Origin of the sequence: Dankookia sp. GCM10030260, assembly GCF_042666655.1 — a bacterium.
In the GTDB taxonomy this organism is placed as follows: Bacteria; Pseudomonadota; Alphaproteobacteria; order Acetobacterales; family Acetobacteraceae; genus Paracraurococcus.
Genome location: NZ_JBHTDE010000001.1, coordinates 240,940 through 266,691 on the forward strand (window position 1 = coordinate 240,940; position 25,752 = coordinate 266,691).

Here is a 25,752-nt window from a genome sequence, read left to right on the forward strand (position 1 = left end):
CTCAGCCCCGGCCACGCCTCGCCGGCGTCGGCCGCGGCGATGCCGAGGCGGGCGCCACCGCCCCCGCCGGCCGGCCGGCATCGAAGCCGAGGAAGCCGATATCCGGCAGCGGCGCCCCGCCATCCCCGGCCCAGAGCCGGGCGTTGCGCACCGTCGGCGCCGGCATCGGCACGCTGCGGTCGATCTCGCCCGCGGCCGGCCGCGCGGTGTCCGCGGCGCCGCGCCTGCCTGGCCTGGCGGCCGGCGGCGCCTCGGGCGGCGGCCCGGCGACGCGGGTCCCGCCGCGCACCGACAGCAGGTAGAACATGATCTCGTTGCGGCCCTGGTCGACCGCCGCATCGGTTGGCGTCAGGCCGAGCACGTTGCGCGATTCGAGGTCGGCGCCGCGCGCCACCGCGTCGCGCGCCGCCGGCAGGTCACCGCGGTTGATGGCATCGAACAGCGCCGCATTGGGCGACAGCATCTGGTTGGGGTCGGCCGGGATCGGGTCCGGCGCGCGGCGGTTCTGCAGGCCCGGCAAGGCCGGCGGCGGCGGCCGGACCGCGGTGCCCTGGTCGCGCGGGACCCGGCTTGTCGTGCTGCCGCGGCCGAACTGGGCCGCGGCCTCGCCGACCGGCAGGGCGATCCAGGCGAGCAGAGCAAGGGTGAACAGACGGATCAGGGCGCGCATCCCGCCTGCTTACCCCGGGTCCGGGCTCGCCGCCAGCTACCGGCAACCATTCCCGCGGAAGGTGAAGCTGCCGACGCGGTGCTCCCCCTTCTGGCCGGCCAGGGCGAAGGTGATGGCGCAGGTGCGGGTGACCACCAGGGGCGGCGAATAGATCGGCCCGCCGAAGCGGCGGTAGCGGCCGCCCCAGAAGGGGTCGCCCGGATAGACCGTGCTGGTCTGGTCCTCGTATTGCAGGAAGCGGTTGCCGTCGACCTCGTAGGTCGCGTTCGGCACGCCGAGCGCCTGGACCAGCTCGGCCTCGGTCTTGCCGACCAGCGGCTGCAGCCGGACCTCGAGCGGCGGCTCGGTCGCGCAGGCCGCGAGCAGCAGCGGCAGGAAAAGCAGCAGGTGGCGCATCAACGTCCCTCTCGTCGCCAGGCGAGCACCGCAACGCCCAGCACGAGCGGCAGTGCCAGCCAGGGCGGCAGCAGCGGCATGGCGGCGATGCCGGTCACCGTGTGGTCGCCGTTGCGGCGGAGGCCGATCCAGCCGCCCCCCTGGGCGTCGCGGCCGGGGGCGACGCGGCGCAGCTCCGGCAGCGCCGGCTCGGCCGCTGCGCCCAGCCAGCGCGCGGCGCCGCCGGTCGCGGCCAGGATGGGCGCCAGCCGCCCTGGGTCGGCGCGCAGGTCGGCGACCTCCAGCGGGTTGGCCGACACCGCGGCGACGAAGGCGCTGCGCCGCCCGTCCGAGACCTGCCAGACGCCGGGCTGGTCGGCCGCCAGCTCCGCCGTGGCGCGGCCGCCCGGGCCGGGCTGCAGCGGGGCGCGGCGGGTGCTGCCGTCGGGGGCGGTGACGGTGACCTCGGGCGGCGGTACGGTCTCGACGCTGCGGCGCTGGACCTGCAGCCGGCCGGCCTCGATCCGGGCGGTCAGGTCCTCCTCCTCCAGTTCCGGCTCGCGCATCAGCCAGTGCGCGGCGCGGCGCAGCAGTTCCGCCTGCGGGCCGCCGCCGTCATGGCCGCGCGACCAGAGCCAGATATGGTCGGACAGCAGCAAAGCGACGCGGCCCTCGCCGACCCGGTCCAGCACCAGCAGCGGGGCGCCGCCGGCGGCTTCCATCACCGCGGTGCCGCCGCGCTGGTCGGCCCGGATGCTGCGGTACCAGCGGCCCCATGTGGCCTCGCGCTGGTCGTCCGGATTGGCGCCGGTCAGGCCCTCCGTCACCGGATGGCGGGCGCCGAGCGTGGTGACCATCGGCCGGAAGGCGCCTTCCGCCGCGCCGGACTGGCCGCCCGCCGCCGGCCGCGCCGGCAGCACGGCGCCGAGCGGCGTCGCGGCCAGGCTGACCGGGCCGGCGAATTCCGGCCCGACCGACATCAGCAGGGCGCCGCCGCCGCGGACATAGTCGGCGATGTTGCGCAAGTAGGCGGGCGGCAGGATGCCGCGATTGGCGAAGCGGTCGAACACCACCAGGTCGAATTCGCGCAGCTTCACCTGGAACAACTCGCGCACTGGGAAGGCGATCAGCGCCAGCTCGTTCAGCGGCGTCAGGTCGTCCTTCTCCGGCGGGCGGAGGATGGTGAAGTGCACGAGGTCGACGCCCGGGTCGGCCTTCAGCAGGCGCCGCCAGGTGCGCTCGCCGGCATGCGGCTCGCCGCTCACCAGCAGCACGCGCAGCCGGTCGCGCACGCCGGTGACGGTGACGACGGCGCGGTTGTTGAGTTCGGAGACCTCCCCGGGGCGGGCTTCGGCGGCGAGCTCGACCACGGTCGGGCCGCCGCGCTCGATGGGGATCTCGATCCGGTGCTCGCGGCCGACGGGGACGCTCTCGATCCGCGGCGGCGCGCCGTCGCGGCGGACCGTGAGCCGGGCCGCCCCGGTCGCGTTCGGCACGCCGAGGTCGTCGACCGCGACGCGGAGCTCGACGCTGCGGCCGACGATGCCGAAGCCGGGCGCCTCGATGACCCGGAGGCGGCGGTCGGTCTCGCCCGGCCGGCCGGGCAGCAGGGCGTGGAACGGCGCCTCGATCGGGGAGGCGCCGGGCACGTCGTGCACCTGGCCGTCGGTCAGGGCGATGACGCCGGCCAGCCGGGCGCGGGGGATCTCCGCCAGCGCCTGTTCCATCGCGCCGAAGAGCCTGGTGCCCTGGTTGCCGCCTTCCGGCACCTCGACGGTGCGCACCTCCAGCTCCGGCAGCCGGCCGAGCCGGTCTTCCAGCACGGTCCGCGCCGCCTCGACCTGGGCCGCGCGGGTGCCGATGCGGGCACTGTCGGAGCGGTCGACCACCACCAGGGCGATGTCGGGGCGGGTCTCCCGCGTCTCCTCCACCAGGCGCGGATTGGCCAGGGCCAGCAGGATTAAGGCGAAGACCAGCGCCCGCAGCGGCGCCCCACGCGCCCGCCTCCAGAAGGCCGGGGCCAGCGCCAGCACCGCCACCACCCCAAGCGCCGCGAGCAGCCAGAGCGGGATGATGGGCGAGAGGTCGATCCCGGCGAAGGCCTGCTGCATCTAGTTCCCCAGCCGTTCGAGGATGGCCGGCACATGGACCTGGTCGCCCTTGTAGTTGCCGGTCAGGGCGTACATCACGAGGTTGACGCCGAAGCGGTAGGCGAGGCTGCGCTGCCGCGTGCCGCCGGGGATGACGGCGAAGGGGTTGTTGCCGCGCGCATCCACCGCCCAGGCCGCCGCCCAGTCATGCCCGCCGAGGATGACCGGGGAGACGCTGTCGTTGGCCCGGTCCTGATCGCGCGCCACCCAGACCTGGCCGCCGGCGAAACGGCCGGGCAGGTCCGGCAGCAGGTAGAAGGACCGCTTGAGGACATGGTCCTCGGACAGCGGGGCCAAGGGCGGAATGGCCAGGTCGCGCGTCACCCGCCGCAGCGCCGGCCTGGCGCCGGCGGCGAAGCCCTCGCCGCTGCCCTCGTCCCGCGTGTCGAACAGGATGATGCCGCCGTGGCGCATGAAGTCGTTCAGCGCGGTCACCGCCTGCGGCTCGGGCTGCGGCGCATCCGGCGTCACCACCCAATAGAGCAGCGGGAAGAGCGAGAGGTCGTCCTGCCCCGGCGTCACCGCGGCCGGATCGGCCAGCGCCGCGGCGGTGCGGCGGTTGACGAAGTCGGACAGCCCCACGAGGCCCATCCGCTGGGTCTCGTCGATGGAGGAATCGCCGGTGACGACATAGGCGAGCCGCGTGGCCAGCGCCGGGTCGCTCTCGGCCGCCGGCGCCCGCTGGGCCTGCGCCGGCGCCGCGGCGAGCAGCGCCAGCGCCACCGCGCCGGCCCGGGCCAGCCGCGGCAGGGCCAGCAGCCCGCGCAGCACCAGCCCGATCACCAGGTCGGCCGCCAGCAGCAGCAGCGCCGCGGCCAGCAGCCAGGGGCCGAGGTCGCGCTCCGCCGGCACCCCGCCGATGGCGAGCAATGCGGCGCCCGGCGGCGGCGGCGGCGCGGCGCGCGGCCCGGGGATGGCGCCGCCGAGGTTCAGCGCCCGGCGATAGGCGGCATTGGCGGCATCATCCCTGTCCCTTTGGCCCGGCGTGCCGTACCAGCCCGGCGGGTTGCGCGGGGAGGGCACCGTGGTCTCGATCGCCGAGGCGGCCACCGGGGCCGCCGCCGGCGGCGCCGCGCCGAGCCGCCCGAAGCCGTCCAGCACCTCCAGCGGCGCCAGCGGCGCATCGCCCTCGTTGCCCTGGATGCCGGCCGAGAGCGCCACGATCCGCCGCAGCATCTGCACGAAGAGCCCCGACAGCGGCAGGTTCGACCATTCGGCATTGGCGGTGACGTGGAACAGCACCACGCGGCCCTGGCCACGGGATTCCGCGGTGACCAGCGGCGTGCCGTCGCCCAGCCGCGCCCAGGTCCGCTCGGTCAGGCGGGAGGAGGGCTCGGCCAGGACCTGGCGCTCCACCGTCACCTCCTCCGGCACCGGCAGCCCGAGGAAGGGCGAATTCTCCGGGAAGGGCGCCAGGCGCTGCGGCTGCTCCCAGGACAGCGATCCGCCGAGCTGGCGTTCCGCCCGTAGCGGCACCGGCAGCAGCGGGTCCGGCCGTTCGGCGATGCGCGGGCCGGCGAAGCGGATCAGCGTGCCGCCACGCTCCACCCAGCGGGTCAGCGCCTCGCGCTCGGCGCCCTCGGCGACCGGCCGGTCGGCCAGGGCCAGCACCGCGATCGGCCGGGCCAGCAGCCGGTCGAGCGGCCCGCGGCGCAGCTCGACGAAGGGGGCGAGCGCCCGGTCGAGGTAGAAGAGGTCGCCGATCAGCGGCGCGTCGGCGCTTTCCTCCTGCGGCGGCAGCAGGCCGACGGGGCGGCGGCGGAAGCGTTCGTCCAGCAGGGCGACGCCGCCGGCGCCGGTCTCGCCCTCGATCTCGAGGCGCACCACCTGATTGCGCAGCTCGACCGGCAGTTCGAGGACCCCTTCGCCCTCGGTGGCGCCGGCCGGAAGGGCGACGCTGGCCTGGGCGATGGCGCGGCCGTCGCCGGTGCGGGCCAGGACCACCGCCTCGGTCGCGGTCGGCAGCGGCGCCTGCTGGACCCGCAGGCGCAGCCGGTCGGCCTCGGCGATCGGGGGCGGCAGCAGGCGGACCGGGCTGGCCTCGGCGCGGGCGACGGTGAGGCCCCCGGCCTCGGCCAGGGCGGCCTGGAAGGGACCGGCCGCCGTGTCGCCGTGCTCGACGCCGTCGCTGACCAGCAGGGTCGAGAGCGCGCCGGGATTGCCGCCGCGCCAGGCCTGGAAGGCGGCCAGCGCCGCGGCGCGGTCGGGCGCCCAGGGCTTCGGCCGCAGCGCGGCCAGCCGGGCGCGCAGGTCCTCGGCCGGCATCGGGCCGAGGACCCGGGGCGGGTCGCCGGTCTCGGCAGGCGCCGTGGCCAGCAGGGCGGCGCGGCGGCCCTCCCGCCCGGCGCGGTCCAGCGCGCCGCCGGCGGCGGCCATGCGGGCCGGCCAATCGGCCGCGGCGGCCCAGCCATCGTCCACCGCCAGCAGCAGCATCCCCTGGCCGGCCGCGCCGCCGACGCCGGGGCCGAGCACCGGCTGGGCCAGCCCCAGGATCAGCAGCGCGGCGGCGGCCATGCGCAGCAGCAGCAGCCACCAGGGGGTGCGAGCCGGGGTCTCCTGGGCGAGCGGCAGGTCGCGCAGCAGGCGCAGCGCCGGGAAGGCGATGCGGCGCGGCGCCGGCGGGGTGACCCGCAGCAGCCACCAGAGGACGGGCAGCGCGGGCAGAGCCAGCAGCAGCCAGGGCGCGGCGAAGGCGACGGGGCCGAGGCTCAGCATCGGCAGGCCGGGACGCAGCCGGCGGATGCGCCGGCCGCCGGGGAAGGCGGCGCCTGGAAGCCCAGCGGCATGACGGGGGTGCCCATGCGGTCAGCCCCTATTGTGGCGCCAGGGCCTGCCACAAGGCCAGCAAAGCCGTCTGTGGCGGCTGATCGATATGATGGGTCATGAAACCCCAGCCGGCGGCGGCGGCGATGGCGGCGATCCCCTCGCGGTGGTGGCGCAGGCGCTCGACATAGACCGGGCGGGCCTCCTCGACCCGGGGCACCAGAATGGCCTGGCCGCCACCCTGTCCAGCGTCGCCCCATTCGAACAGGACGCGCCCGGCATAGGCGCGGTTGCCTTCGCCCAGCGTTTCCTCCTCGGGGTCCAGCACCTGCAGGATATGGCCCCGCACCGGCCAGGCGGCCAGGGCGGCGACCGCGGCATGGATCTCCGGCAGCGGCGCCATGAAGTCGCCGATCAGCACCGCCCGGGCGTGGCGCGGCAGGCTGTGGTCGGGCGAGGGCAGGGCGCGGGACTTGGTGACGGTGGTCATGGTCTCGACCAGCGAGGTCAGCCCGGCCCGGCCGGCATGGCTGCGCCCGGCGCCGCCGATCAGCCGCACCCGCTCGCCGCCGCGCAGGGCAAGCGCGCCGAGCGCCGCGGTCAGCAGGTCGGCCCGGTCCCGCTTGGTCGGGCGGTCGGGGGAGAAGACCCATTCCATCGAACGCGAGGCGTCCGACCACAGCGCGATGGTCTGCGCCGCCTCCCATTCCGTTTCGCGGATGAACAGCCGGTCCGACTTGGCGCTCTGCCGCCAGTCGATCCGGCCGACCGTGTCGCCGGCCAGGAAGGGGCGGAACTGCCAGAAGGCGTCGCCCTGGCCGGCCCGGCGGCGGCCATGGACGCCCTGCAGCACGGTGGCGGCGACGCGGTCGGCGGCGACCACCAAAGGCGGCAGGCGGGCGCCCAGCGCCTCGGCGCGCAGCGCCGCGGCGCTGGGGTTTCCTCCCTTGGGCGCCTCGGCGCGCAGCGCCGCGGCGCCGACGGGAGGGGGCTTGCCCGGCTCAGCCAAGCTTGGCCTTCAGCGTCTCGATCACGTCGGACACCTGGATGCCTTCGGCGCGGGCGGAGAAATTCAGCGCCATGCGGTGCCGCAGCACCGGCTGGGCCAAGGCGAGCACGTCGTCGACCGAGGGGGCCAGCCGGCCATCCAGCACCGCCCGGGCCCGGGTCGCCAGCATCAGCGCCTGCGCCGCGCGCGGGCCCGGCCCCCAGGCGAGCTGCTTCCTGATCATCGGGTCGTCGGCATGCTCCGGCCGGGCGCCGCGGACCAGGCGGAGGATGGCGTCGAGCACGCCCTCGCCGACCGGGATGCGGCGGATCAGCGCCTGGGCGGCCATCAGCTCGGCCGCGGTCAGCGCCGGCACCGGCCGGGCATCCTGTGCGCCGGTGGTCGCCAGCAGCATGGCGCGCTCGGCGGCCTCGTCCGGGTAGGTGATCTCGACTTCCAGCAGGAAGCGGTCGAGCTGGGCCTCCGGCAACGGGTAGGTGCCTTCCTGCTCGATCGGGTTCTGCGTGGCCAGCACGTGGAAGGGCATGGGCAGCGGGTGGACATGGCCGGCGACCGCCACCTTGTGCTCCTGCATCGCCTGCAGCAGGGCCGATTGGGTGCGCGGGCTCGCACGGTTTATCTCGTCCGCCATCAGCAGCTGGCAGAAGACCGGGCCGGGCAGGAAGCGGAAGGCGCGGCGGCCGTCCGCGGCCTCCTCCAGGACCTCCGAGCCGATGATGTCGGCCGGCATCAAATCCGGGGTGAACTGCACCCGCCGGGCATCGAGGCCGAGCACCGAGCCCAGTGTTTCCACCAGCTTGGTCTTGCCCAGGCCGGGCACGCCGACCAGCAGCGCATGCCCGCCGGAAAGCAGGGTGATGAGCGTGTGCTCGACCACCTCCTCCTGCCCGAAGATGACGCGGCCGACCGAATCACGAACCCGCTGCAGGCGTTCGCCGAGCGCCTCGACCTCCGCCACCAGGGCCACGGGGTCGCTGCTGGGGGAGGAGTTCCCGTTCATGCTGTCCTTCGTGGTGCCGGCCACTTCAATCATCCCCGACCCGATCCCTATATTGGCGGCGGTGCGTCCTTGGCGACGCCCTGGCGACTTGGCGTCACCCGGACGTGTGCCAGAGATGTGGATAGGCAAGCCTATGGCCAGCGGCGTCGCAGACAAAGCGGTGAATGGGGAGGCGGTCGTGCAGAACCAGATGAGGCCCGTGGATGGCCCGCCCAAGGGCGCCGCCGGGCATGCGGGCGGTGGCCTGCGGCCGAAACACGAGGCCGGCCATTACAAGATCCGCATCGACCGCAACGGCGCCTGGTACCACGAGGGCGGCCTGATCGGCCGCAAGGAGCTGGTCTGCCTGTTCGCCAGCGTGCTGCGGCGCGAGCCGGACGGCAGCTACTGGCTGGAGACGCCGGTCGAGCGCGGCCGGATCGAGGTCGAGGACGCCCCCTTCGTCGCGGTCGAGCTGTGGTGGAAGGATTGCGACTGCGGCGACGGCAGGCCGCGGCAATGCCTGACCTTCCGCACCAACCTCGACCAGCTGGTCACCGCCGATGCCGAGCACCCGATCCGGGTCCACTTGTGCCCCAAGACCCGCGAGCCGCGGCCCTACGTGACGGTGCGGCCGGGGCTGGAGGCGAAGATCAACCGCGCCGTCTTCTACGAGCTGGTCGCGCTGGGCCAGACCGAGACGCTGGACGGGCGCGAGGTGCTCGGGGTCTGGAGCGAGGGCGTCTTCTTCCCGATCGACGAGATCGGCGCGCTGGACGTCGCGGCGGAATGATGCAGGCTGCCGGGGTGGCATGCTGAGGGGGACTGCACCGGCGTGACAGCTGCGGAGATTGCCGCGCGCATGGCCGACCCGGCGGCGCTTGCCCTGGTCGGCACGACCAAGTTCAACGATTCCGAGGGTTTCCGGGTCGGCGCGATGAAATTCGCCGCCGTCCTGGTGCCGATCGTGCTGCATCCGCGGCCCAGCATCCTGCTGACCCTGCGGGCGGCCAAGATGTCGGCCCATGCCGGCCAGGTCAGCTTCCCCGGCGGCCGGATCGAGGCCGGCGAGACGCCCGAGGCCGCGGCGGTGCGGGAGGCGGCGGAGGAGGTCGGGCTCGACCCGCGGCTGCCGGAATTGCTGGGGCGGCTGCCGGACCACCAGACCGGCACCGGCTTCCACATCACCCCGGTGGTCGCCCTGGTGCCGCCGCCGCTGAACCTGGTGGCCGACCCGCGCGAGGTGGAGGAGCCCTTCGAGGTGCCGCTCTCCCTCATCCTCGACCCGCAGGCGCCGGAGCGGCGGAGCCGGGAATGGCAGGGGATGACCCGGGAATTCTGGGTCTGGCCGCATGAGCGGCACTATATCTGGGGGGCGACGGCGGCGATCCTGGTCAACCTGGCCAAGGTGCTGCGCGGCCATTGACGGTCGGGAGTGGTGGAACGAGCACGGGCCGCGTTGCCATGCCATGATGCCAACCCCCTGATGGCGCACTGATGCCCTATCTGATCGAATTCATCCTCTTTCTGCTGCCTTTCATCGCCTTCGCGCTGTGGCGCCGGTTCAACCCGGGGATCGAGCCCGGCTCGCGCTTCATCCTGGCGGCGGTGCTCGGGGTGCTGCTCATGTTCGGCGTCGCGGTCTGGTACGGGCTCTCGGTCTCCATGCCGCCGCACGAGGTCTACGTGCCGGCGCAGCTCGGCCCGGATGGCCGGGTGATCCCGGGGCAGCGGGCGCCGTGAGCCAGGACCCACCCAGCCTCCTGCGGGGCGGCGCCGCGGCGGCGGTGCTGGCGGCGCTGCCCGGGGCGCGGGTGGTCGGCGGGGCGGTGCGGGACCTGCTGGCGGGGCGGCCGGTGCAGGATGTCGATCTCGGCGCGCCCTGGCCGCCCGAGGCGATCATCGCCCGGCTGCGCGAGGCCGGGCTCAAGGTGTTCGAGACCGGCTTGGCGCACGGCACCGTCACCGCCGTGCTGGACCAGGCGCCGGTCGAGGTCACCAGCCTGCGCCGCGACGTCGCCACCGACGGCCGCCACGCCGCGGTCGAATGGACCACCGACTGGCGCGAGGACGCGGCGCGGCGCGACTTCACCATCAACGCCATGTCGATGGGCGCAGACGGCGTGGTGTGGGACTATTTCGGCGGCCGGGCCGACCTGGCGGCGGGGCGGGTGCGCTTCGTCGGCGACCCGGCGACGCGGCTGGCCGAGGACTACCTCCGCGCGCTGCGCTTCTTCCGCTTCCAGGCGCGCTACGGGCAGGGCGCGCCCGATGCGGCGGCGCTGGCCGCGATCCGCGCCGCGGTCCCCGGCCTGGCGCGGCTTTCGGCCGAGCGGGTCTGGATGGAGCTCAAGCGCCTGCTGGCGGCGCCCGACCCGCGCGCGGCCCTGGCGCTGATGGCGGAGACCGGGGTGCTGGCGGCGGTGCTGCCGGAAGGCGCCGACCTCGGCGTGCTCGGCGCCCTGGTCGCGGCCGGCGCGCCGGCCGATCCGCTGCTGCGTTGCGCCGCGCTGGTCGGGCCGGACGCCACGGACGCCGCGTTGCCGGAACGCCTGCGCTGGTCGGCCGCCGAGGCCAGCCGATACGGCGCGGCGCGGCGGCTCGATCCCATCCGCGGCCAGCCGGACGGCGCCGACCTGTGGCGGGCCCTGGCCCAGGCCCCGCCCGCCGACCTGGTAGATGCCGCCTGGATCGCCGAGGCGCGCGGCCTGCCCGGCGACTGGGCCGCCCTGCGCGCCCGCATCCGCGCGACCCAGCCGCCGGTCTTCCCGCTCAAGGGCCGCGACGCCATCGAGGCCGGGCTGGAGCCGGGCCCCCGCATCGGCGCGGTGCTGGAGCAGGTCCGCGCCTGGTGGCTGGCGCGCGGCTGCACCGACGATGCCGCGGCCTGCCGGGCCCGCCTGCGGGAATTGGCCGCAGGCCCGACGATCTGATACCCCCCGGCGCCATGGCTGCCCTTCCCGTCGATCCGTCCTCCCAGGTGCTGATCCGCCGCCTGCTGCGCGACTACCTGGCGCGGCATCGCCGCGGCATCGTGCTCGCCGTGCTCTCCACCCTGGCGCTGGCCGGGCTCACCGCGCTGTACCCGGTGGTGATCCAGCAGGGCTTCGACCGCTTCAGCAAGGGCGACCAGAACCTCGCCTGGCTGCTGCCGCTGGTGATCATCGGCGTGACCTGCGCCAAGGCCCTGGCGCAATACGGCCAGGCGGTCGCGGTGCAGTCCATCGTGCTGCGGGTGATCGAGGCCTTGCAGGGAGATCTCTTCCGCGCCCTGACCCGGGCCGACCTGGCCGCCGTGGTGCGCGATGCCCCGGCCCGGCACGCGACGCGATTCACCGTGGACGCCGCCGCCATCCGCGAGGCGCTGACCAAATCCATCAACGGTGCCGCCGACGTGCTGACCGTGATCGGCCTGGTCGGCTCGATGGTCTGGCTGGATTGGCAGATGTCGCTGATCGCGGTGGCGCTCTACCCGATCGCGGTGGTGCCGATCCTCCGCCTCGGCAAGCGGATCCGCCGCGCCTCGGGCGGGATGCAGGAACGGATGGGCGAGACCGCGGCGCAACTGACCGAAAGCTTCGCCGCCGCCCGCGTGGTCCGCGCCTACCGGCTGGAGGGCCAGGAGGAGGCGCGGGCCGAACGCGCCTTCGCCCGGCTGCGCGAGAGCCTGTTCTCCATCGCCCGCACCCGCGCCAGCCTGGACCCGACGCTGGAGGCGTTGGGCGGCCTGGCCGTTGCCGCGGTGCTGGGCTTCGTCGGCTGGCGCATATCCCAGGGCCAGGGCACGGTCGGCGAGTTCACCGGCTTCGTCGCCGCGGTGCTGATCGCGGCGCGACCGGTGCGCTCGCTGGGCTCGCTGAACGCCGCCTTGCAGGAGGGGCTGTCGGGCCTCTCGCGCGTCTTCGCGGTGATCGACGTGCCGCGCCGGGTGCAGGATGCGCCGGGGGCCGCGCCGCTGCCGCCGGGCCAGGGCCGGGTGGAGTTCGCCGATGTGGGCTTCCACTACGACGGCACGCCGGATGCGGCCCTGGAGGGGTTGAGCTTCACCGCCGAGCCGGGGCAGACCGTGGCGCTGGTCGGCCCCTCCGGCGCCGGCAAGTCCACCGCGCTGGCGCTGGTGCCGCGGCTGTACGACGCGACCGCGGGCGCGGTGCGGATCGACGGCGCCGACCTGCGCACGGCGACGCTGGCCTCGGTGCGCGACGCCATCGCCTATGTCGGCCAGGATGCGGTGATGTTCGACGACACCGCCTTCGCCAACATCGCCTGCGGCCGGCCCGGCGCGACCGCGGCCGAGGTCGAGGCCGCCGCCCGGGCGGCCGCCGCGCACGACTTCATCGCGGCGCTGCCGGAGGGCTACCGAACGCCGCTCGGCACCGGCGGGGGGCGGCTCTCGGGCGGACAGAAGCAGCGCGTGGCGCTGGCCCGCGCCCTGCTGCGCGACCCGCGGGTGCTGCTGCTGGACGAGGCGACGAGCGCGCTCGATGCCGAGAACGAGGCGCTGGTGCAGGCGGCGCTGGCCCGGCTGCGGCAGGGCCGGACCACGCTGGTCATCGCCCACCGGCTGGCGACGGTGCGGGAGGCCGACCGGATCGTGGTGATGCAGGATGGCCGGGCGGTGGAGCAGGGGACGCATGCGGCGCTGATGGCCGAGGACGGGCTCTATGCGCGGCTGGTCCGGACCCAGGCTTTCGGCGGCGCGGACACGGTCGCTGCCTGACGCCGCCGACCGCGCCCGCCGGGACGCAGCCTGCCGATGACCCCGCGCAACCGCTGGCTCGAATTGCTGCTGATCGGCGTGGCGCGCATCGCCATGGGGGTGCAGTTCCAGGCGGTGGGTGCGCTCGGCCCGCTGCTGGTGGGCAATCTGGTGCCCGACTGGACCGCGCTGGGGACGCTGATCGGTGCCTATTCGCTGGCCGGCGTCGCGGTGGCGCTGCCGGCCGGCTGGCTGCTGGCCCGCTTCGGCGACCGGCGGATCCTGCTGGCCGGCGTGGCGCTGATGACGCTGGGCGGGGTGGTGGTGGCGCTGGCGCCGGGTTTCGGCATGGCGCTGCTCGGGCGGCTGGTCGCCGGCGGCGGCTCGGCCCTGCTGACGATCGCCTGTGCCAAGCGGGTGCTGGACCGCTTCGCCGGCCCGGCCCTGGCGCCGGCGATGGGCGTCATGCTCTCGGCCTGGCCGGTCGGCATCGCCGCGGCGCTGCTGCTGCTGCCATTGGCGGGGGAGGATTTCCGCCTCGGCCTGGCCGGCTCCGCCGCGCTCTGTGGCCTGGCCCTGCCGCTGCTGGCCTGGGCGGTGCCGAAGGGAGCGGACCCGGAGGGGCAGCGCGGCCCGGTCGCCCGCATGGCGCGGCTGCTGCCCGGCGAATGGGGCGGGCTGCTCGCGGTCGGCGCGCTCTGGGCGTTCTACAACGCCGCCTTCGCCGTGCTGCTCGGCTTCGCCCCGGCCTTCCTGGTGGCGCAGGGCGCCAGCCCGGCCGAGGCAGGCGCCGTCGCCTCCCTGGTCGGCTGGGCGATCCTGCCGCTGCTGCCGCTGGGCGGCGCGCTGGTCGAGCGCCTGGGCCGGCCGCTGCTGGCCTGCGCCGGCTGCATCCTCGGGATGGCGGCGGCGCTGCTGGGATTGGTGGCAGGCTGGCCGGCCGTGCCGATGCTGGTCGCCTGCGGCCTGCTCTCGGCGCCGCCGGCGAGCCTGATCATGGCCTGCCTCGGCCGCGTGCTGTCGCCCGGCAGCCGGCCCTTCGGCGTCGGCATCCACTACATGATGTTCTATGCCGGGATGGCGGTGCTGCCGGCGCTGGCCGGGCTGCTGCGCGACGTGACCGGGGCGCCGGCGACGCCGATCCTGGCGGCGGTGGGCTTCCTCGGCGCCTCGCTGGTGGCGCTGGCGGCGCTCGGCGTCAGCCTGGCGGCCGCCGCAGCAGCACAAGCCCCCCTGCCGCGATGAGCAGCGCGCCGGCCAGTGCCTCGGGCGGCGGCACCCGGCCGAACAGCAGCGCGTCCATCGCCAGCGCGAAGACCAGCCGCGAGTAGTGCCAGGGCGCGATCGCCGAGACCTCCGCCCGCCGCACCGCGGCGGCGAGCGCCGCCAGCGCCGCGGTCTGCACCGCGGTGAACAGCAGCACCAGCGCCAGCACGGCGGGCGAGGGCATCCGCCACACCACCAGCGCCGGCAGCGCCAGCAGCAGCGTCCCGCACAAGGCACCCTGCACCAGCGCATCCTTGGCATCCGCCACGCCGCGCAGCCGCCGCACCAGCACCTGGTACAGCGCATAGGCCAGCGCCGCGGCGATGGGCACCAGAGAGGTGAGGGCGAACAGCCCGCCGCCCGGCCGCAGCATCACCAGCATCCCCGCGAAGCCGCAGCATAGCGCGGCCCAACGCCGGCCATCGACCCTCTCCCGCAGCAGCAGCGCGCCGCAGGCGGTCAGGATGATCGGGCCGGTGAAGCCCAGCGCCGAGGCCTCGGTCACCGGCAGCAGCGCATAGCCGAAGACGCTGATGGTGGTGGAGGCGACCAGGGCCAGGGCCGCCAGCCGCTGGTCCCGGGCCCGCGGCGGCGCCAGCGCATGCCCCCAGGCCGCCGCCGTGCCGGGGCGCAGGCCGGTCACGCCCATCGCCGCGACCAGCACCAGCACGCTGCGGAGGAAGGTGATCTCCAGCGGGTCGAGGCTGCCGGAGAGCAGCTTCGCCAGGGCATAGCCGACCGCATAGAGCAGGTTGCAGAGCAGGGCGAAGAGAATGGCGCTGGTCATCCGGCCCTTGGCTGCGTTCCCTGACCGTCACCGCGCCGGGGAAACCCGCCGCTGTCAAGCCGGGAGAGTACCGAATGGCCTGGGTCTGGTTGGGTGTTGCCGGCTGCTTCGAGATCGTCTGGGCCGTGTTGCTGAAGTATACCGAAGGCTTCACCCGGCTGGGGCCGAGCGCCGCCACGGTGGGCGCCATGGCGGTCAGCTTCTATTGCATGTCGCGCGCCCTGCAGGTCCTGCCGATGGGCACGGTCTATGCCGTCTGGGTCGGCATCGGCGCCCTGGGCACCGCGCTCTGGGGCATGGGGATGGAGGGTGACCCGGCCACCGCCGCGCGGGTGCTTTGCCTTGCGCTGATCCTCGCCGGGGTGGCCGGGCTGAAGCTGGCGGGGTGACGATGCCGGAGTCGGCACGGCCCGGAACCCTGTCGCACCGACCTTTCCGCCATGCGGAACTTTTTCCCGAGGCCGACCGGCGGCCCCCATCGCCGATGGAAGACCGGCGGGGCAATGAACCGCCGCGCCCGTCGCGGCCTTAGGGTCTCGTCAAGCAGGCTCGTGGCCTTATCCCAGTCCCTTCCAGATGGCGATCGCCGCGGCAACCGCCGCCAGCAGCCGGTGCAGCAGCTCCGCCCAGGGGCGCAGCTTCTGCAGCCAGGGCGGGCGCGGCGGCGGGGGCGGGTCCGGCGGGGAGGGATGGGACATGCTGCAAGGATATTATTCCTAATACCCCCTTGTCTACGATTGCTTGCATGCCCAGCTGCAATTGACGCTTTGCCGCAGGGCACAATAGAAGACCGGTCACATGGAAGCCGCGCCGCGGGCGGCCGATCCCAGGAGTGAAAATACATCCATGTCCATCATGCAGGACTCGCGCGAGGCGACCATGGAAGGTCGCCGAACGGATGGCACGCCCATCCGCCGGCCCCTGTCGCCGCACCTGCAGGTGTACGACATGATGCAGCTGACCAGCGCCATGTCGATCGCCGGCCGGATCACCGGCGTGGTCTGGACCGTGGGGATGGTGATCCTGGTCTGGTGGCTGGTGGCGACCGCCGCCGGGCCGGGCGCCTATGACGCCGTCTCGTGGTTCCTCACCTCCTGGCTCGGCGTGCTGGGCATGGTCGGGCTGACCGCCGCGGCCTGGTACCACACGCTGAACGGCGTCCGGCACCTCGCCTGGGATGCCGGCTATGGCTACGACCTGCCGTCCACCTACAAGTCCGGCCGTGCCGTGCTGATCGCCACCGCCGTGATGACGGTGCTGACCTGGCTGGTCGCCATCATCGCCTGGGCGAGCTGAGGAACCACACCCATGGCCAATGAATATGCCAAGAACACCGTGCTCCGCTCGCCGCTCGGCCGGGTGCGCGGGCTCGGCTCCGCCAAGGGCGGCACGCATCACTGGTGGATGCAGCGCGTCACCTCCGCCGCCCTGCTGCCGCTGACCCTCTGGTTCGCCCTCTCGGCCGCCTCGCTCGCCGGCGCGCCGTATGTGGAAACCCGCGCCTGGATCGCCCATCCGGTCAATGCGGTGCTGCTGCTGGCCGCGATCGCGCTTGCCTTCCACCACACGGCGGCAGGCATGCAGGTGATCGTCGAGGACTATGCGAATCAGGAATGGGTCAAGATGGGTTCCATTCTGGCGATCAAGGCCATCTGTTGGTTGCTTGCCATCGCCTCGGCGCTCGCGGTCCTCAGGATCGCGGTCTGACGCGGATAGGGATACGGACCATGAACGCGATCACCTCACCCTCCCGCGGTGCCTACCGCATCGTCGACCACACCTATGACGTCGTCGTCGTGGGGGCCGGCGGTGCCGGGCTGCGCGCCACCTTCGGCATGGGCGCATCGGGCCTGAAGACGGCCTGCATCACCAAGGTCTTCCCGACCCGCAGCCACACCGTCGCGGCGCAGGGCGGCATCGGCGCCGCGTTGGGCAACATGGGGGAGGACGACTGGCGCTGGCACATGTACGACACCGTGAAGGGGTCGGACTGGCTGGGCGACCAGGATGCGATCGAGTACATGTGCCGCGAGGCGATCCCGGCGATCATCGAGCTGGAGCACTACGGCGTGCCGTTCAGCCGCACCGAGGACGGGCGCATCTACCAGCGCCCCTTCGGCGGCCACATGCAGGACTACGGCAAGACCCCGGCGATGCGCGCCTGCGCCGCGGCGGACCGCACCGGCCACGCCATCCTGCATACGCTGTACCAGCAGAGCCTGAAGCATAACTGCGAGTTCTTCGTCGAGTATATCGCGCTCGACCTCATCATGGACGAGGACGGCGTCTGCCGCGGCGTCACCGCCTGGAACCTGGAGGACGGCTCCATCCACCGGTTCCGCGCGCAGTCCGTGGTGCTGGCGACCGGCGGCTACGGCCGCGCCTACTTCTCCTGCACCTCGGCGCATACCTGCACCGGCGACGGCGGCGGGATGGTGCTGCGCGCCGGCCTGCCGCTGCAGGACAACGAGTTCGTCCAGTTCCACCCGACCGGCATCTACGGCTCGGGCTGCCTGGTCACCGAAGGCGCCCGCGGCGAGGGCGGCTACCTGACGAATTCGGCGGGCGAGCGCTTCATGGAGCGCTACGCGCCGACCGCGAAGGACCTCGCCTCGCGCGACGTCGTCTCGCGCGCCATGTCGGTGGAGATCCGCGAAGGCCGCGGCGTCGGGCCGGAGAAGGACCATATCCACCTTCACCTGGAACACCTGGGCGCCGAGATCCTGCACGAGCGGCTGCCGGGCATCAGCGAGACCGCGAAGATCTTCGCCGGCGTCGACGTGACCAAGGAGCCGATCCCGATGCTCCCGACCGTCCACTACAACATGGGCGGCATCCCGACCAACATCCACACCGAGGTCCTGAACCCGACGGCGAAGGACCAGGACCGCGTGGTGCGCGGCCTGATGGCGGTGGGCGAGGCGGCCTGCGTGTCCGTGCACGGCGCCAACCGGCTGGGCACCAACTCGCTGCTCGACCTGGTGGTGTTCGGCCGCGCCGCGGCGCACCGCGCCGCCGAGACGATCAAGCCGGGTGCCTCCCAGCCGGCCCTGCCGGCCAATGCCGGCCAGGCGGCGCTCGATCGGCTCGACCGCGTCCGCAACTCGAAGGGCTCCACCCCGGTCGGCGAGCTGCGGCTGAACATGCAGCGGACCATGCAGACGCATGCCGCGGTGTTCCGCACCTCCGACCTGCTCAAGGAGGGCGTGGCGAAGATGGACAAGGTCCATGCCGGCTATGGCGACATCAGGATCGCCGACCGTTCGCTGATCTGGAACAGCGACCTGGTCGAGGCGCTGGAGCTGGACAACCTGATCGGCAACGCGCTGACCACGATCGTCGGCGCCGAGGCGCGCAAGGAAAGCCGCGGCGCCCATGCGCAGGAAGACTACCCCGAGCGCGACGACGTCAACTGGATGAAGCACACCCTCGCCTGGGTCGACGACAAGGGCGCGGTCAAGCTCGACTACCGCGACGTCAAGATGCGCACCCTGACCAACGAGGTCCAGGTCTTCCCGCCCAAGGCGCGGGTCTACTAAGGAAGCACGCCCCCATGGCTACCTTTACGCTGCCGAAGAACTCGACGATCCAGCAGGGCAAGACCTACAAGGCCGAGCCGGGCGCGAAGAACGTCAAGTCCTTCAGGATCTACCGCTTCGATCCCGACAGCGGCGAGAACCCGCGCACCGACACCTTCGAGATCGACCTCGACAAGTGCGGCCCGATGGTGCTCGACGCGATCATCAAGATCAAGAACGAGGTCGACAGCACGCTGACCTTCCGGCGCTCCTGCCGGGAGGGCATCTGCGGGTCGTGTTCGATGAACATCGACGGGCTGAACACCCTCGCCTGCCTCAAGCCGATCGATGACGTGCGGGGCGACGTGAAGATCAGCCCGCTGCCGCACCTGCCGGTGGTGAAGGACCTCGTCCCGGACCTGTCGCAGCTCTACGCGCAGCTGCGCAGCATCGAGCCCTGGCTGAAGTCCGACACGCCGCCGCCGCCGGATGCCGAGCGCCGCCAGAGCAAGGAGGAGCGCGCCAAGCTCGACGGCATGTGGGAGTGCATCCTGTGCTTCTGCTGCTCCACCGCCTGCCCGTCCTACTGGTGGAACGGCGACCGCTACCTCGGCCCGGCCGTGCTGCTGCAGGCCTATCGCTGGATCGCCGACAGCCGCGACGAGGCGACCGGCGCGCGGCTCGACGACCTGCAGGACCCGTTCCGGCTCTACCGCTGCCACACCATCATGAACTGCGCCCGGACCTGCCCGAAGGGGCTGAACCCGGCGGCGGCCATCGGCAAGATCAAGCAGATGCTGGTCGAGCGGGAAACCTGATCCCCCGCCGCCATCCCTGAAAGCCCCGCCAGGCGCGAGCCCGGCGGGGTTTTTCTTTGGCAGGCGCGCGGCGCTTCCCTAACCTTTTCCCGAAGCCGAAAAGGCCGCCGGGAGACAGACGATGCCACGCCTTCGCCACGCCGCCTTCGCCCTGCTGTTCGCGGCGCTGCCCGCCGCCGCCCAGCGCCCGGCTGACACGCTCGTCGTCGGCAATGCCGCGGCGGTCACCACGGTCGACCCGCACTACCACAACCTCGGCCCCAACAACGCGCTGGGGCAGCACATCTTCGACCGCCTGGTGGAACGCGATTCGCGCGCCCGGCCGCACCCCTCGCTGGCCGAGAGCTACCGCGCCGTCTCGGACACCGTCTGGGAGTTTCGGCTGCGCCAGGGCGTCACCTGGCATGACGGCCGCCCCTTCACCGCCGACGACGTGGTCTTCACCTTCGAGCGCGCCCCGAACGTGCCGAACAGCCCGGGCGGCTTCGGCGGCTTCCTGCGGTCGATCGCCCGGACCGAGGTGGTGGATGCCCATACTCTGCGCATCCATACCAGGCAGCCGCACCCGCTGCTGCCGCTCGACCTCGCCTCGGTCAACATCATCGCCCGCCATGCGGCGGAAGGCGCGCAGCCCGAGGACTACAACAGCGGCCGCGCGTCGGTCGGCACCGGCCCCTACCGGCTCGCGGCCTACCGCTCCGGCGACCGCGTCGAGCTGGCGCGGAACGACGCCTACTGGGGCGAGCGCGAGCCCTGGTCGCGCGTCACCCTCCGCTTCCTGCTGAACGACGGCGCCCGCACCGCGGCGCTGCTGGCCGACGACGTCGACCTGATCGAGCAGATCCCCACCACCGACCTGGCCCGGCTGAAGCGGGAGCCGAAGCTGGTGGTCACCGAGATCGCCTCGCTGCGCACCGTGTTCCTGTCGCCCGACTATTCCCGCAGCGGCGCGACGCCCCTGGTCACCGACAACGCCGGCACGCCGCTGCCGCGCAATCCCTTCCTCGACCCGCGGGTCCGCAAGGCTTTGTCGCAGGCGATCAACCGCGATGCGCTGGTGGAACGCGCCATGGACGGTGCGGCGGAGGCGACCGCGCAATGGCTGCCGCGCGGCGCCTTCGGCTACAATCCGGAGGTACGCCCCGCGCCCTTTGACCCCGACGCCGCCCGGCGCCTGCTGGCCGAGGCCGGCTACCCCGAGGGCTTCCGCCTGACGCTCGCCACGCCCAACGACCGCTGGCCGAACGATGCGCGGCTGTCCCAGGCGGTGGCGCAGATGTGGACGCGGATCGGCGTGCGGACCCAGGTGGATGCCATGCCCTTCGCCGCCTTCGTCCCCCGCCGCACCCGGCAGGAGCACGCGATGCAATTGGGCGCCTGGGGCAGCAGCACCGGGGAGGCCTCGAACTACCTGCTCGCCATCGTCTCGACCTACGACCGCGCGAAGCTGACCGGCGCGTCCAACATGACGCGGCACTCCGACCCGGTGATCGACGATCTCCTCGCCCGCGGCGCCGCCAGCATGGACGACGAGGCGCGCGAGGCGATCTGGCGCGAGGCGGTGGCCACCTACGCGCGGCAGGAGCCGATGATCCAGCTCCTGCAATACGTGAACACCTGGGCGCATCGCCGCGGCCTGAAGCACGACCCGCGGATGGACGAGCGCACCATCGCCATGGGCGTGCGCCCGGCCGACTAGAGCGCGATGGCTTGCGGCGACATCGCCTAAAAGCCTGAATCGCGCGGCCGGACAGACGCTGGAGCGCGATGGCATGGGGCGGCATCGCCGAAAAGCCTGAATCGCGCGACCGAACAGGCGCTAGATCACGATGCGTGAGCAAAGCCCGACGCATCATGCCCTAGCGGATCGGCGCCGCCAGGTTGGCAGCGTCCAGCCCCATCTCCCGCGCCGTGACGGGGTTCATCTGCCCGGTCGCCTGCAGCCCGCGGCCCTGCTGGAAGCGTTCGATTGCCGATTGCGTGCTGGCGCCCCAGATGCCGTCCACCTCGCCGCGATAGAAATCCAGCGCCTTCAGCCGGGTCTGGATGTTGCGCACCGCGGCCGGGTTCAGCGGCTCGGTCGCGATCGCCGCCGGCGTGCCCGGGGCCGGGCCGGCGCCCGGCCCTGCCGCCAGCAGTTCACTCGGGCTCAGCCCCAGCGTCGCCGCGGTGGCGGGGTTGAGCTGGGTAGAGGTGACCAGGCCACGCGTCGACTGGAAGCGCTCCAGCGCCGCCTGGCTGTCCGGCCCCCAGACGCCGTCGGCGCGGCCGGTATAGGCGCCGGCCTGGCGCAGCTTCTCCTGCACTGCCGTCACCGCGGCCGGCGCCAGCGGCTGGGTGTAGAGCAGCGCCGGCGCCTGCTGCGACCAGGCGGGCGTGGACAGGCAGGCCGCCACCAGCAGCGGCGCCACCCATGACCTCGTGCGACCCATGGCGTATTCTTCTCCATCCGTTTCCGAGACCATCGCTTCGAACACCCGACATCGCTTGCGGTTCGATGGCGAAGCGGCTGGGATGCGGAATGGTGCGGCTGCGGGCACGGCGAAGCCGGCCGGCGGGCCGCCAGGGCAGGGGGGGCAACCCCCTGCGCGGTCTCTATTTTCCCGAGTCTTGCAGCCACCGTGCGATGGCGGCCGCGCCGGCATCCTGGCCGGGTTGGGCCATGACCTGTACGCCCACCGGCATGCCGTCCACCGCCAGCAGCGGCACCGTCACGGCGGGTGCGAACAGCATGCTCGACGGCGCGTTGAAGGCGATGTCGCCGGTCGGGCGCGGCGTGTCGGTCTCGCCGTTCCAGAGCGGCGCCGGGCCGGGGCAGGCCAGCGCGATCACCGCATCGGCCAGCGGCGCGATCCGCGCATGGCGCGCCTGCGCTTCCTCCCGCATCGCCAGCGCCGCCTGGTAGTCGCCGACCGTCATCGCCTCCGCCCGCGCCAGCACCGCCTTGGCCCGGGCGCTGATGCCGTCCGGGTTCTGGTCGAGCAGGTTGCGGGTGTTCCAGCGGTTCTCCCAGGCCGTGACCGCGCCGCAGATGCTGCGGCCCTCCGCGATGCCCTGCTCGAAGCGCTCCACCAGCGGATGGTCGCCGCGGCGGACCAGTGTCACGCCCGCCGCCTCCAGCCGCGCCAGCAGCGCGCCGAAGGCCGCCCTGCTGGCCGCGTCCAACTCGGCCCAACCCTCCGTCTCCATCACCACCAGCCGTTCCGGCCGGCGCGCTGCCGGCGGCGCCGCGGGGCCCGAGAGCGGCGCCCGCCCGGGATCGCCGCCGACCCGCGATGCGATCGCCACCGCCACCAGCCACATGTCCTCGATGCAGCCGGCATGGACGCCGTGCGTGCTCTGGCTCGTCGCCTGCCTCTCGCCGCGGTTGATCGCACCCTGGCTCGGCTTCAGTGCCACGTTGCCGCAATAGGCCGCCGGCCGGATGATGCTGCCGCCCACCTGCGTGCCGATCGCCGCCGGCACCATCCGCGCCGCCACCGCCGCCGCCGAGCCCGAGGACGACCCGCCCGGCGTGCGCCCTGGATCGAAGGGGTTGGTCGTCGGCCCCGGATGCGCCCCGCCCAGTTCCGTCGTCACCGTCTTGCCGAGCACCACCGCGCCGGCCGCGCGCAGCGCCGTCACCGCGGCATTGTCGCGCCGCGGGAAATTCCCCTTGTAGCCGACGCAGCCCATCTCGGTCGGCATGTCGCGCGTCTCGAGCAAATCCTTGATGCCGACAGGCATCCCGTCGATCGGCGAGAGCGGCCGCCCGGCCCGCCAGCGCGCCGTGCTCGCATCCGCCACGGCGCGCGCCCCGGCCTCGTTCCGCACCACCCAGGCGCGCACCACCGGCTCGCGCGCCGCGATCGTCTCCAGGCAGCGTTCAAGCCAGGCGCGCGGCGTGTCGGTGCCGTCGCGGAAGGCCGGCGCGGCGTCGTGCCAGGTCAGCGCGCGGAACCTGCCCGGTGCATAGGTCCCCATCGTCCCCTCCTATCGCAGCACGCCGTCCCAGGCCGGCAGGCTCAGCAGCGCCGCCAGCGCGATCATGCCGAAGCAGGCGTGGCGGAACACCCGCTCGCTGGCCAGGCCGAACATCCTGGCACCGCCCCAGATGCCGAGGCCATAGGCCGGCGCCGCCACCAGGAAGGGCCCGAGCAGCGCCGCATCCAGCAATCCGGCCGCCGCATAGGCGATGCCGGCGAAGACCGCGCCGGCCGCCAGGTACAGCGCGAAATCCGCCCGCAGCTGCCGCGCCGGCCCGTCGCGGCCCATCAGGTAGGCCATCGCCGGCGGCCCGCTGACCATGGCGATGCCGCCCAGCACGCCGCCCGCCAGGCCGAAGCCCAGCGTCACCGGGCGCGACGGCACGCCGCGGAACCGCCAGCCGGAGACCAGCAGCCCGAGCAGCGCGAGGATCGTCAGCGCGACGCCCCAGCGCAGCGCCAGCGGGTCCGCCAGCGCCAGCACCGCGGCGCCGAGCGGCGTGCCCGCCGCGGCGCCCGCCGCCAGCCAGCCGACCTCCCGCCGGTCGGCGATGCGCCAGGCGGCCGGCGTCAGCGCGGCGATCGCCAGCACCTCCAGCGCCAGCATCAGCGGCGCCGCCCGCTGCGGGCCGAGCGCCACCGCGGCCAGCGGCACGAAGATCAGCGCCGCGCCGAAGCCGGAGAAGCCGCGCGCCAGCCCGCCCGCCAGCGCCGCGCCCAGCAGCCAAGCAAGCGCGGGGCCGACCGGCAGCGCGAGGGCGATATCCATCGCCGGCATCCTCGCCCGTGCCGGCCCGGGCGGAAAGGCCACGCGTCCTGCCGCGGCGTCCAGGCCGGCGATACCTGGACGCCGCCCCGCCGCCGGGGCAGATTCCCCGCCTGAATCGGAGGAGACCGGCCATGGCCAAGGTCATCATCAGCGTCGCCGTCACCGGGGCGATCCATACGCCCAGCATGTCGGACTACCTGCCCATCACCCCGGCCGAGATCGCCGAGCAGTCGATCGCCGCGGCCGAGGCCGGCGCCGCCATCATCCACCTGCATGCCCGCGACCCGAACGACGGCCGCCCGACGCCCGACCCGGCGGTGTTCATGCAGTTCCTGCCGGTGATCAAGCAGTCGACCGACGCGGTGATCAACATCACCACCGGCGGCGGGCTCGGCATGACGGTGGACGAGCGCCTCGCCGCGCCGCTGCAGGCCAGCCCGGAGATGTGCTCGCTCAACATGGGCAGCATGAATTTCAACATCTCCGGCAGCGCGGCGCGCATCCCGAAATTCAAGTACGAGTGGGAGCGGCCCTACCTGGAGGGCACGACGGACTTCATCTTCCGTAACACCTTCAAGGATATCGAGCAGATCGTCGAGAAGCTGGGCAAGGGCCACGGCACCCGCTTCGAATTCGAATGCTACGACGTCGGCCATTTGTACAACCTGGCCCATATGCTGGACAAAAAGATCGTCGAGCCGCCGCTGTTCACCCAGACCATCTTCGGCATCCTCGGCGGCCTCGGCGCCGAGCACCGCAACCTCCTGTTCATGCGGGAGACGGCGGACCGGCTCTTCGGCAAGGACTATGTCTGGTCGGTGCTGGCGGCGGGTCGCAACCAGATGCCCTTCACCACCATGGCCGGCATCCTCGGCGGCAACGTGCGGGTCGGGCTCGAGGATTCGCTCTGGCTCGGCAAGGGCGTGCAGGCGAAGAGCAATGCCGAGCAGGTGACGAAGATCCGCCGCATCCTGGAAGACCTCAGCCTGGAGATCGCCACGCCGAAGGAGGCGCGGGAGATGCTGGCGCTGAAGGGCGGCGACCGCGTGAAGTTCTGAGGCGGAAGGGGCGGGGATGGCGATCCCCGCCCCCCGCTTTCCCCGGCACGGCGACGCAGGCCGGCGGTGGGGGGCGCGGCCGGCCCGCATCTCGACCCTGGCCGCGCCGGGGCGCGCTTCGGCTACCGCATCGCGGCGATGTCGATCACCTCGGCCTGCGGCAGGCCCGTCACCACCATCCCCGGCATCGCCTTGCCGCTCGCCAGGTCGAGCGTGTGCAGCATCCCGCCGGCCAGCAGCCAGGCGGCGTTGCCGCCCTGCCCGTCGCTCAGGATGTCGAAGGCCACGCCGGCCGGCAGGCTCGCCGCGATCTCGCCTTTCGGCTGCTGCACGCCGTCGTTCGGCGGCGCCTGCAGGTTCAGCGAGCGGGACAGCGAGTCCACCGTGAACAGCATGGTCTCCTTCGCGCCGGCCATGCTGTTTGTATAGGCACCGGCGACGATGCGCGGCGCGGTCTCGGCCATCGGCCCGCCGGCGGCATATTTCAGCGTGCCGTCCTTGGTCGCCGCGCCGGTCTCGACATTCACCCGCAGGTTCGTGCCATTCATGCCCATCACCCGCAGGCGGTCGGCGACCGGGTTGAAGTCGATGGTGGCGCGGCCGCCGCTCTCGAACCTCTCGCCCAGCCGGCTTACCGCCATGGCGCGGCCGGTCGCGGCGTCGATGGTCACGATCTGCCCCGTATCGGTCAGCCCGTAGAGCTTGCCGTCGGCCGGCCGCACGTCGATGCCCAGCAGCCTTCCCTCCGCCCCGCTGACCCTCACCGCCGGCATGGCGCGGCGGGTCTCGCTGTCGAAGCGGACCAGGTGGTTGTCGGCGGTCAGGCTGACCAGCGTGGTGGCGCGGGCGGTCGCGCCGAGCGCCAGGCAGGCGGCGCCGGCAAGCAGGATGGTGCGAAGCATAGGTCTCTCCGTTCGGCGAACGGG

Annotated in this window: 25 protein-coding genes; 13 read left to right on the plus strand and 12 right to left on the minus strand. The window is 73.5% G+C overall.

Features of this window, described 5'->3' with window-relative positions; translation table 11 throughout:
* Position 1 precedes the first annotated feature (1 nt).
* From ACFQS7_RS01200 to ACFQS7_RS01225, 6 genes are all read right to left on the minus strand, one after another.
* The gene (locus ACFQS7_RS01200; protein ID WP_380065191.1) at positions 2-670 is read right to left on the minus strand and encodes a hypothetical protein; all 669 of its coding nucleotides are present in this window, start codon (positions 668-670) and stop codon (positions 2-4) included.
* A gap of 36 nt (positions 671-706) precedes the next feature.
* The gene (locus tag ACFQS7_RS01205) at positions 707-1,066 is read right to left on the minus strand and encodes a hypothetical protein (protein ID WP_380065192.1); all 360 of its coding nucleotides are present in this window, start codon (positions 1,064-1,066) and stop codon (positions 707-709) included.
* Complete coding sequence (locus tag ACFQS7_RS01210; protein WP_380065193.1) at positions 1,066-3,156, minus strand: hypothetical protein; 2,091 nt, start codon at positions 3,154-3,156, stop codon at positions 1,066-1,068. Before ACFQS7_RS01210 ends, ACFQS7_RS01205 begins: the two co-directional genes overlap by 1 nt.
* The gene (locus ACFQS7_RS01215; protein WP_380065194.1) at positions 3,157-5,910 is read right to left on the minus strand and encodes a DUF4159 domain-containing protein; all 2,754 of its coding nucleotides are present in this window, start codon (positions 5,908-5,910) and stop codon (positions 3,157-3,159) included.
* 97 nt (positions 5,911-6,007) lie between these two features.
* Positions 6,008-6,967, minus strand: a complete 960-nt coding sequence (locus ACFQS7_RS01220; RefSeq protein ID WP_380065195.1) for a DUF58 domain-containing protein — start codon at positions 6,965-6,967, stop codon at positions 6,008-6,010.
* The gene (locus tag ACFQS7_RS01225) at positions 6,960-8,000 is read right to left on the minus strand and encodes an AAA family ATPase (protein ID WP_380065196.1); all 1,041 of its coding nucleotides are present in this window, start codon (positions 7,998-8,000) and stop codon (positions 6,960-6,962) included. Before ACFQS7_RS01225 ends, ACFQS7_RS01220 begins: the two co-directional genes overlap by 8 nt.
* Positions 8,001-8,157: 157 nt before the next feature.
* Here ACFQS7_RS01225 and ACFQS7_RS01230 point away from each other — a divergent pair, with 157 nt between their 5' ends.
* The 6 genes from ACFQS7_RS01230 (at position 8,158) to ACFQS7_RS01255 (ending at position 13,890) form a co-directional block, all read left to right on the plus strand.
* Positions 8,158-8,739: a DUF1285 domain-containing protein gene (locus tag ACFQS7_RS01230; RefSeq protein ID WP_380066182.1), complete on the plus strand. Its 582-nt coding sequence runs from the start codon at positions 8,158-8,160 to the stop codon at positions 8,737-8,739.
* A 69-nt stretch (positions 8,740-8,808) separates the two neighbouring features.
* Positions 8,809-9,372 carry a CoA pyrophosphatase gene (locus ACFQS7_RS01235; RefSeq protein ID WP_380065197.1) on the plus strand — a complete coding sequence of 188 codons (564 nt, stop codon included), beginning with the start codon at positions 8,809-8,811 and terminating at the stop codon, positions 9,370-9,372.
* 71 nt (positions 9,373-9,443) lie between these two features.
* A complete protein-coding gene (locus ACFQS7_RS01240; RefSeq protein WP_380065198.1) occupies positions 9,444-9,689 on the plus strand; it encodes a hypothetical protein in 246 nt (81 codons plus the stop codon).
* The gene (locus ACFQS7_RS01245; protein ID WP_380065199.1) at positions 9,686-10,879 is read left to right on the plus strand and encodes a CCA tRNA nucleotidyltransferase; all 1,194 of its coding nucleotides are present in this window, start codon (positions 9,686-9,688) and stop codon (positions 10,877-10,879) included. Before ACFQS7_RS01240 ends, ACFQS7_RS01245 begins: the two co-directional genes overlap by 4 nt.
* A gap of 14 nt (positions 10,880-10,893) precedes the next feature.
* Positions 10,894-12,666: an ABC transporter ATP-binding protein gene (locus ACFQS7_RS01250; protein WP_380065200.1), complete on the plus strand. Its 1,773-nt coding sequence runs from the start codon at positions 10,894-10,896 to the stop codon at positions 12,664-12,666.
* A gap of 36 nt (positions 12,667-12,702) precedes the next feature.
* Positions 12,703-13,890: an MFS transporter gene (locus ACFQS7_RS01255; protein ID WP_380065201.1), complete on the plus strand. Its 1,188-nt coding sequence runs from the start codon at positions 12,703-12,705 to the stop codon at positions 13,888-13,890.
* Here the strand turns inward: ACFQS7_RS01255 and ACFQS7_RS01260 are convergent.
* Positions 13,844-14,698, minus strand: a complete 855-nt coding sequence (locus ACFQS7_RS01260; RefSeq protein ID WP_380065202.1) for a DMT family transporter — start codon at positions 14,696-14,698, stop codon at positions 13,844-13,846. The two genes, ACFQS7_RS01255 and ACFQS7_RS01260, sit on opposite strands and share 47 nt — an antisense overlap.
* A 74-nt stretch (positions 14,699-14,772) precedes the next feature.
* Between ACFQS7_RS01260 and ACFQS7_RS01265 the strand changes: the two genes are divergently transcribed.
* A complete protein-coding gene (locus ACFQS7_RS01265; RefSeq protein ID WP_380065203.1) occupies positions 14,773-15,087 on the plus strand; it encodes a DMT family transporter in 315 nt (104 codons plus the stop codon).
* 168 nt (positions 15,088-15,255) lie between these two features.
* Here ACFQS7_RS01265 and ACFQS7_RS01270 read toward each other — a convergent pair whose 3' ends face one another.
* On the minus strand, positions 15,256-15,396 hold the full coding sequence (locus ACFQS7_RS01270) for a hypothetical protein (protein ID WP_380065204.1): 141 nt from the start codon (positions 15,394-15,396) through the stop codon (positions 15,256-15,258).
* 148 nt (positions 15,397-15,544) lie between these two features.
* On the opposite strand from ACFQS7_RS01270, the gene sdhC reads away from it, so the two are divergent.
* From sdhC to ACFQS7_RS01295, 5 genes are all read left to right on the plus strand, one after another.
* Entirely contained in the window at positions 15,545-15,994 is a 450-nt protein-coding gene (sdhC, locus tag ACFQS7_RS01275) for a succinate dehydrogenase, cytochrome b556 subunit (protein WP_380065205.1), read from the plus strand.
* 12 nt (positions 15,995-16,006) lie between these two features.
* Positions 16,007-16,405 carry a succinate dehydrogenase, hydrophobic membrane anchor protein gene (sdhD, locus tag ACFQS7_RS01280; RefSeq protein WP_380065206.1) on the plus strand — a complete coding sequence of 133 codons (399 nt, stop codon included), beginning with the start codon at positions 16,007-16,009 and terminating at the stop codon, positions 16,403-16,405.
* A 20-nt stretch (positions 16,406-16,425) separates the two neighbouring features.
* A complete protein-coding gene (sdhA, locus tag ACFQS7_RS01285) occupies positions 16,426-18,237 on the plus strand; it encodes a succinate dehydrogenase flavoprotein subunit (protein WP_380065207.1) in 1,812 nt (603 codons plus the stop codon).
* Positions 18,238-18,251: 14 nt separating this feature from the next.
* Positions 18,252-19,034, plus strand: coding sequence for a succinate dehydrogenase iron-sulfur subunit (locus ACFQS7_RS01290; protein WP_380065208.1), 783 nt, complete (start codon positions 18,252-18,254; stop codon positions 19,032-19,034).
* A gap of 121 nt (positions 19,035-19,155) precedes the next feature.
* Positions 19,156-20,733 (plus strand): ABC transporter substrate-binding protein, encoded by a 1,578-nt coding sequence (locus ACFQS7_RS01295; protein ID WP_380065209.1) that lies wholly within the window; start codon positions 19,156-19,158, stop codon positions 20,731-20,733.
* A 160-nt stretch (positions 20,734-20,893) separates the two neighbouring features.
* Here the strand turns inward: ACFQS7_RS01295 and ACFQS7_RS01300 are convergent, their stop codons facing one another.
* From ACFQS7_RS01300 to ACFQS7_RS01310, 3 genes are all read right to left on the minus strand, one after another.
* The gene (locus ACFQS7_RS01300; protein ID WP_380065210.1) at positions 20,894-21,466 is read right to left on the minus strand and encodes a peptidoglycan-binding protein; all 573 of its coding nucleotides are present in this window, start codon (positions 21,464-21,466) and stop codon (positions 20,894-20,896) included.
* 163 nt (positions 21,467-21,629) lie between these two features.
* A complete protein-coding gene (locus ACFQS7_RS01305; RefSeq protein WP_380065211.1) occupies positions 21,630-22,997 on the minus strand; it encodes an amidase in 1,368 nt (455 codons plus the stop codon).
* Between the two features lie 9 nt (positions 22,998-23,006).
* On the minus strand, positions 23,007-23,768 hold the full coding sequence (locus tag ACFQS7_RS01310; protein ID WP_380065212.1) for a TSUP family transporter: 762 nt from the start codon (positions 23,766-23,768) through the stop codon (positions 23,007-23,009).
* Between the two features lie 131 nt (positions 23,769-23,899).
* Between ACFQS7_RS01310 and ACFQS7_RS01315 the strand changes: the two genes are divergently transcribed.
* The gene (locus ACFQS7_RS01315) at positions 23,900-24,826 is read left to right on the plus strand and encodes a 3-keto-5-aminohexanoate cleavage protein (protein WP_380065213.1); all 927 of its coding nucleotides are present in this window, start codon (positions 23,900-23,902) and stop codon (positions 24,824-24,826) included.
* A gap of 122 nt (positions 24,827-24,948) precedes the next feature.
* Here the strand turns inward: ACFQS7_RS01315 and ACFQS7_RS01320 are convergent, their stop codons facing one another.
* Positions 24,949-25,728 carry a DUF4394 domain-containing protein gene (locus tag ACFQS7_RS01320; RefSeq protein WP_380065214.1) on the minus strand — a complete coding sequence of 260 codons (780 nt, stop codon included), beginning with the start codon at positions 25,726-25,728 and terminating at the stop codon, positions 24,949-24,951.
* Positions 25,729-25,752: the final 24 nt, after the last annotated feature.

What these genes read in the sequence shown, in the direction of transcription:
- ACFQS7_RS01305 (WP_380065211.1), bottom strand. Translation starts at nt 22,997, where the DNA reads ATGGGGACCTATGCACCGGGCAGGTTCCGCGCGCTGACCTGGCACGAC.
- ACFQS7_RS01230 (WP_380066182.1), top strand. Translation starts at nt 8,158, where the DNA reads ATGAGGCCCGTGGATGGCCCGCCCAAGGGCGCCGCCGGGCATGCGGGC.
- ACFQS7_RS01265 (WP_380065203.1), top strand. Translation starts at nt 14,773, where the DNA reads ATGGCCTGGGTCTGGTTGGGTGTTGCCGGCTGCTTCGAGATCGTCTGG.
- sdhD (WP_380065206.1), top strand. Translation starts at nt 16,007, where the DNA reads ATGGCCAATGAATATGCCAAGAACACCGTGCTCCGCTCGCCGCTCGGC.
- ACFQS7_RS01320 (WP_380065214.1), bottom strand. Translation starts at nt 25,728, where the DNA reads ATGCTTCGCACCATCCTGCTTGCCGGCGCCGCCTGCCTGGCGCTCGGC.
- ACFQS7_RS01310 (WP_380065212.1), bottom strand. Translation starts at nt 23,768, where the DNA reads ATGGATATCGCCCTCGCGCTGCCGGTCGGCCCCGCGCTTGCTTGGCTG.
- ACFQS7_RS01290 (WP_380065208.1), top strand. Translation starts at nt 18,252, where the DNA reads ATGGCTACCTTTACGCTGCCGAAGAACTCGACGATCCAGCAGGGCAAG.
- ACFQS7_RS01235 (WP_380065197.1), top strand. Translation starts at nt 8,809, where the DNA reads ATGGCCGACCCGGCGGCGCTTGCCCTGGTCGGCACGACCAAGTTCAAC.
- ACFQS7_RS01225 (WP_380065196.1), bottom strand. Translation starts at nt 8,000, where the DNA reads ATGATTGAAGTGGCCGGCACCACGAAGGACAGCATGAACGGGAACTCC.
- ACFQS7_RS01270 (WP_380065204.1), bottom strand. Translation starts at nt 15,396, where the DNA reads ATGTCCCATCCCTCCCCGCCGGACCCGCCCCCGCCGCCGCGCCCGCCC.
- ACFQS7_RS01215 (WP_380065194.1), bottom strand. Translation starts at nt 5,910, where the DNA reads ATGCTGAGCCTCGGCCCCGTCGCCTTCGCCGCGCCCTGGCTGCTGCTG.
- ACFQS7_RS01250 (WP_380065200.1), top strand. Translation starts at nt 10,894, where the DNA reads ATGGCTGCCCTTCCCGTCGATCCGTCCTCCCAGGTGCTGATCCGCCGC.
- ACFQS7_RS01200 (WP_380065191.1), bottom strand. Translation starts at nt 670, where the DNA reads ATGCGCGCCCTGATCCGTCTGTTCACCCTTGCTCTGCTCGCCTGGATC.
- sdhA (WP_380065207.1), top strand. Translation starts at nt 16,426, where the DNA reads ATGAACGCGATCACCTCACCCTCCCGCGGTGCCTACCGCATCGTCGAC.
- ACFQS7_RS01315 (WP_380065213.1), top strand. Translation starts at nt 23,900, where the DNA reads ATGGCCAAGGTCATCATCAGCGTCGCCGTCACCGGGGCGATCCATACG.
- ACFQS7_RS01295 (WP_380065209.1), top strand. Translation starts at nt 19,156, where the DNA reads ATGCCACGCCTTCGCCACGCCGCCTTCGCCCTGCTGTTCGCGGCGCTG.
- ACFQS7_RS01255 (WP_380065201.1), top strand. Translation starts at nt 12,703, where the DNA reads ATGACCCCGCGCAACCGCTGGCTCGAATTGCTGCTGATCGGCGTGGCG.
- sdhC (WP_380065205.1), top strand. Translation starts at nt 15,545, where the DNA reads ATGTCCATCATGCAGGACTCGCGCGAGGCGACCATGGAAGGTCGCCGA.
- ACFQS7_RS01205 (WP_380065192.1), bottom strand. Translation starts at nt 1,066, where the DNA reads ATGCGCCACCTGCTGCTTTTCCTGCCGCTGCTGCTCGCGGCCTGCGCG.
- ACFQS7_RS01260 (WP_380065202.1), bottom strand. Translation starts at nt 14,698, where the DNA reads ATGACCAGCGCCATTCTCTTCGCCCTGCTCTGCAACCTGCTCTATGCG.
- ACFQS7_RS01240 (WP_380065198.1), top strand. Translation starts at nt 9,444, where the DNA reads ATGCCCTATCTGATCGAATTCATCCTCTTTCTGCTGCCTTTCATCGCC.
- ACFQS7_RS01210 (WP_380065193.1), bottom strand. Translation starts at nt 3,156, where the DNA reads ATGCAGCAGGCCTTCGCCGGGATCGACCTCTCGCCCATCATCCCGCTC.
- ACFQS7_RS01300 (WP_380065210.1), bottom strand. Translation starts at nt 21,466, where the DNA reads ATGGGTCGCACGAGGTCATGGGTGGCGCCGCTGCTGGTGGCGGCCTGC.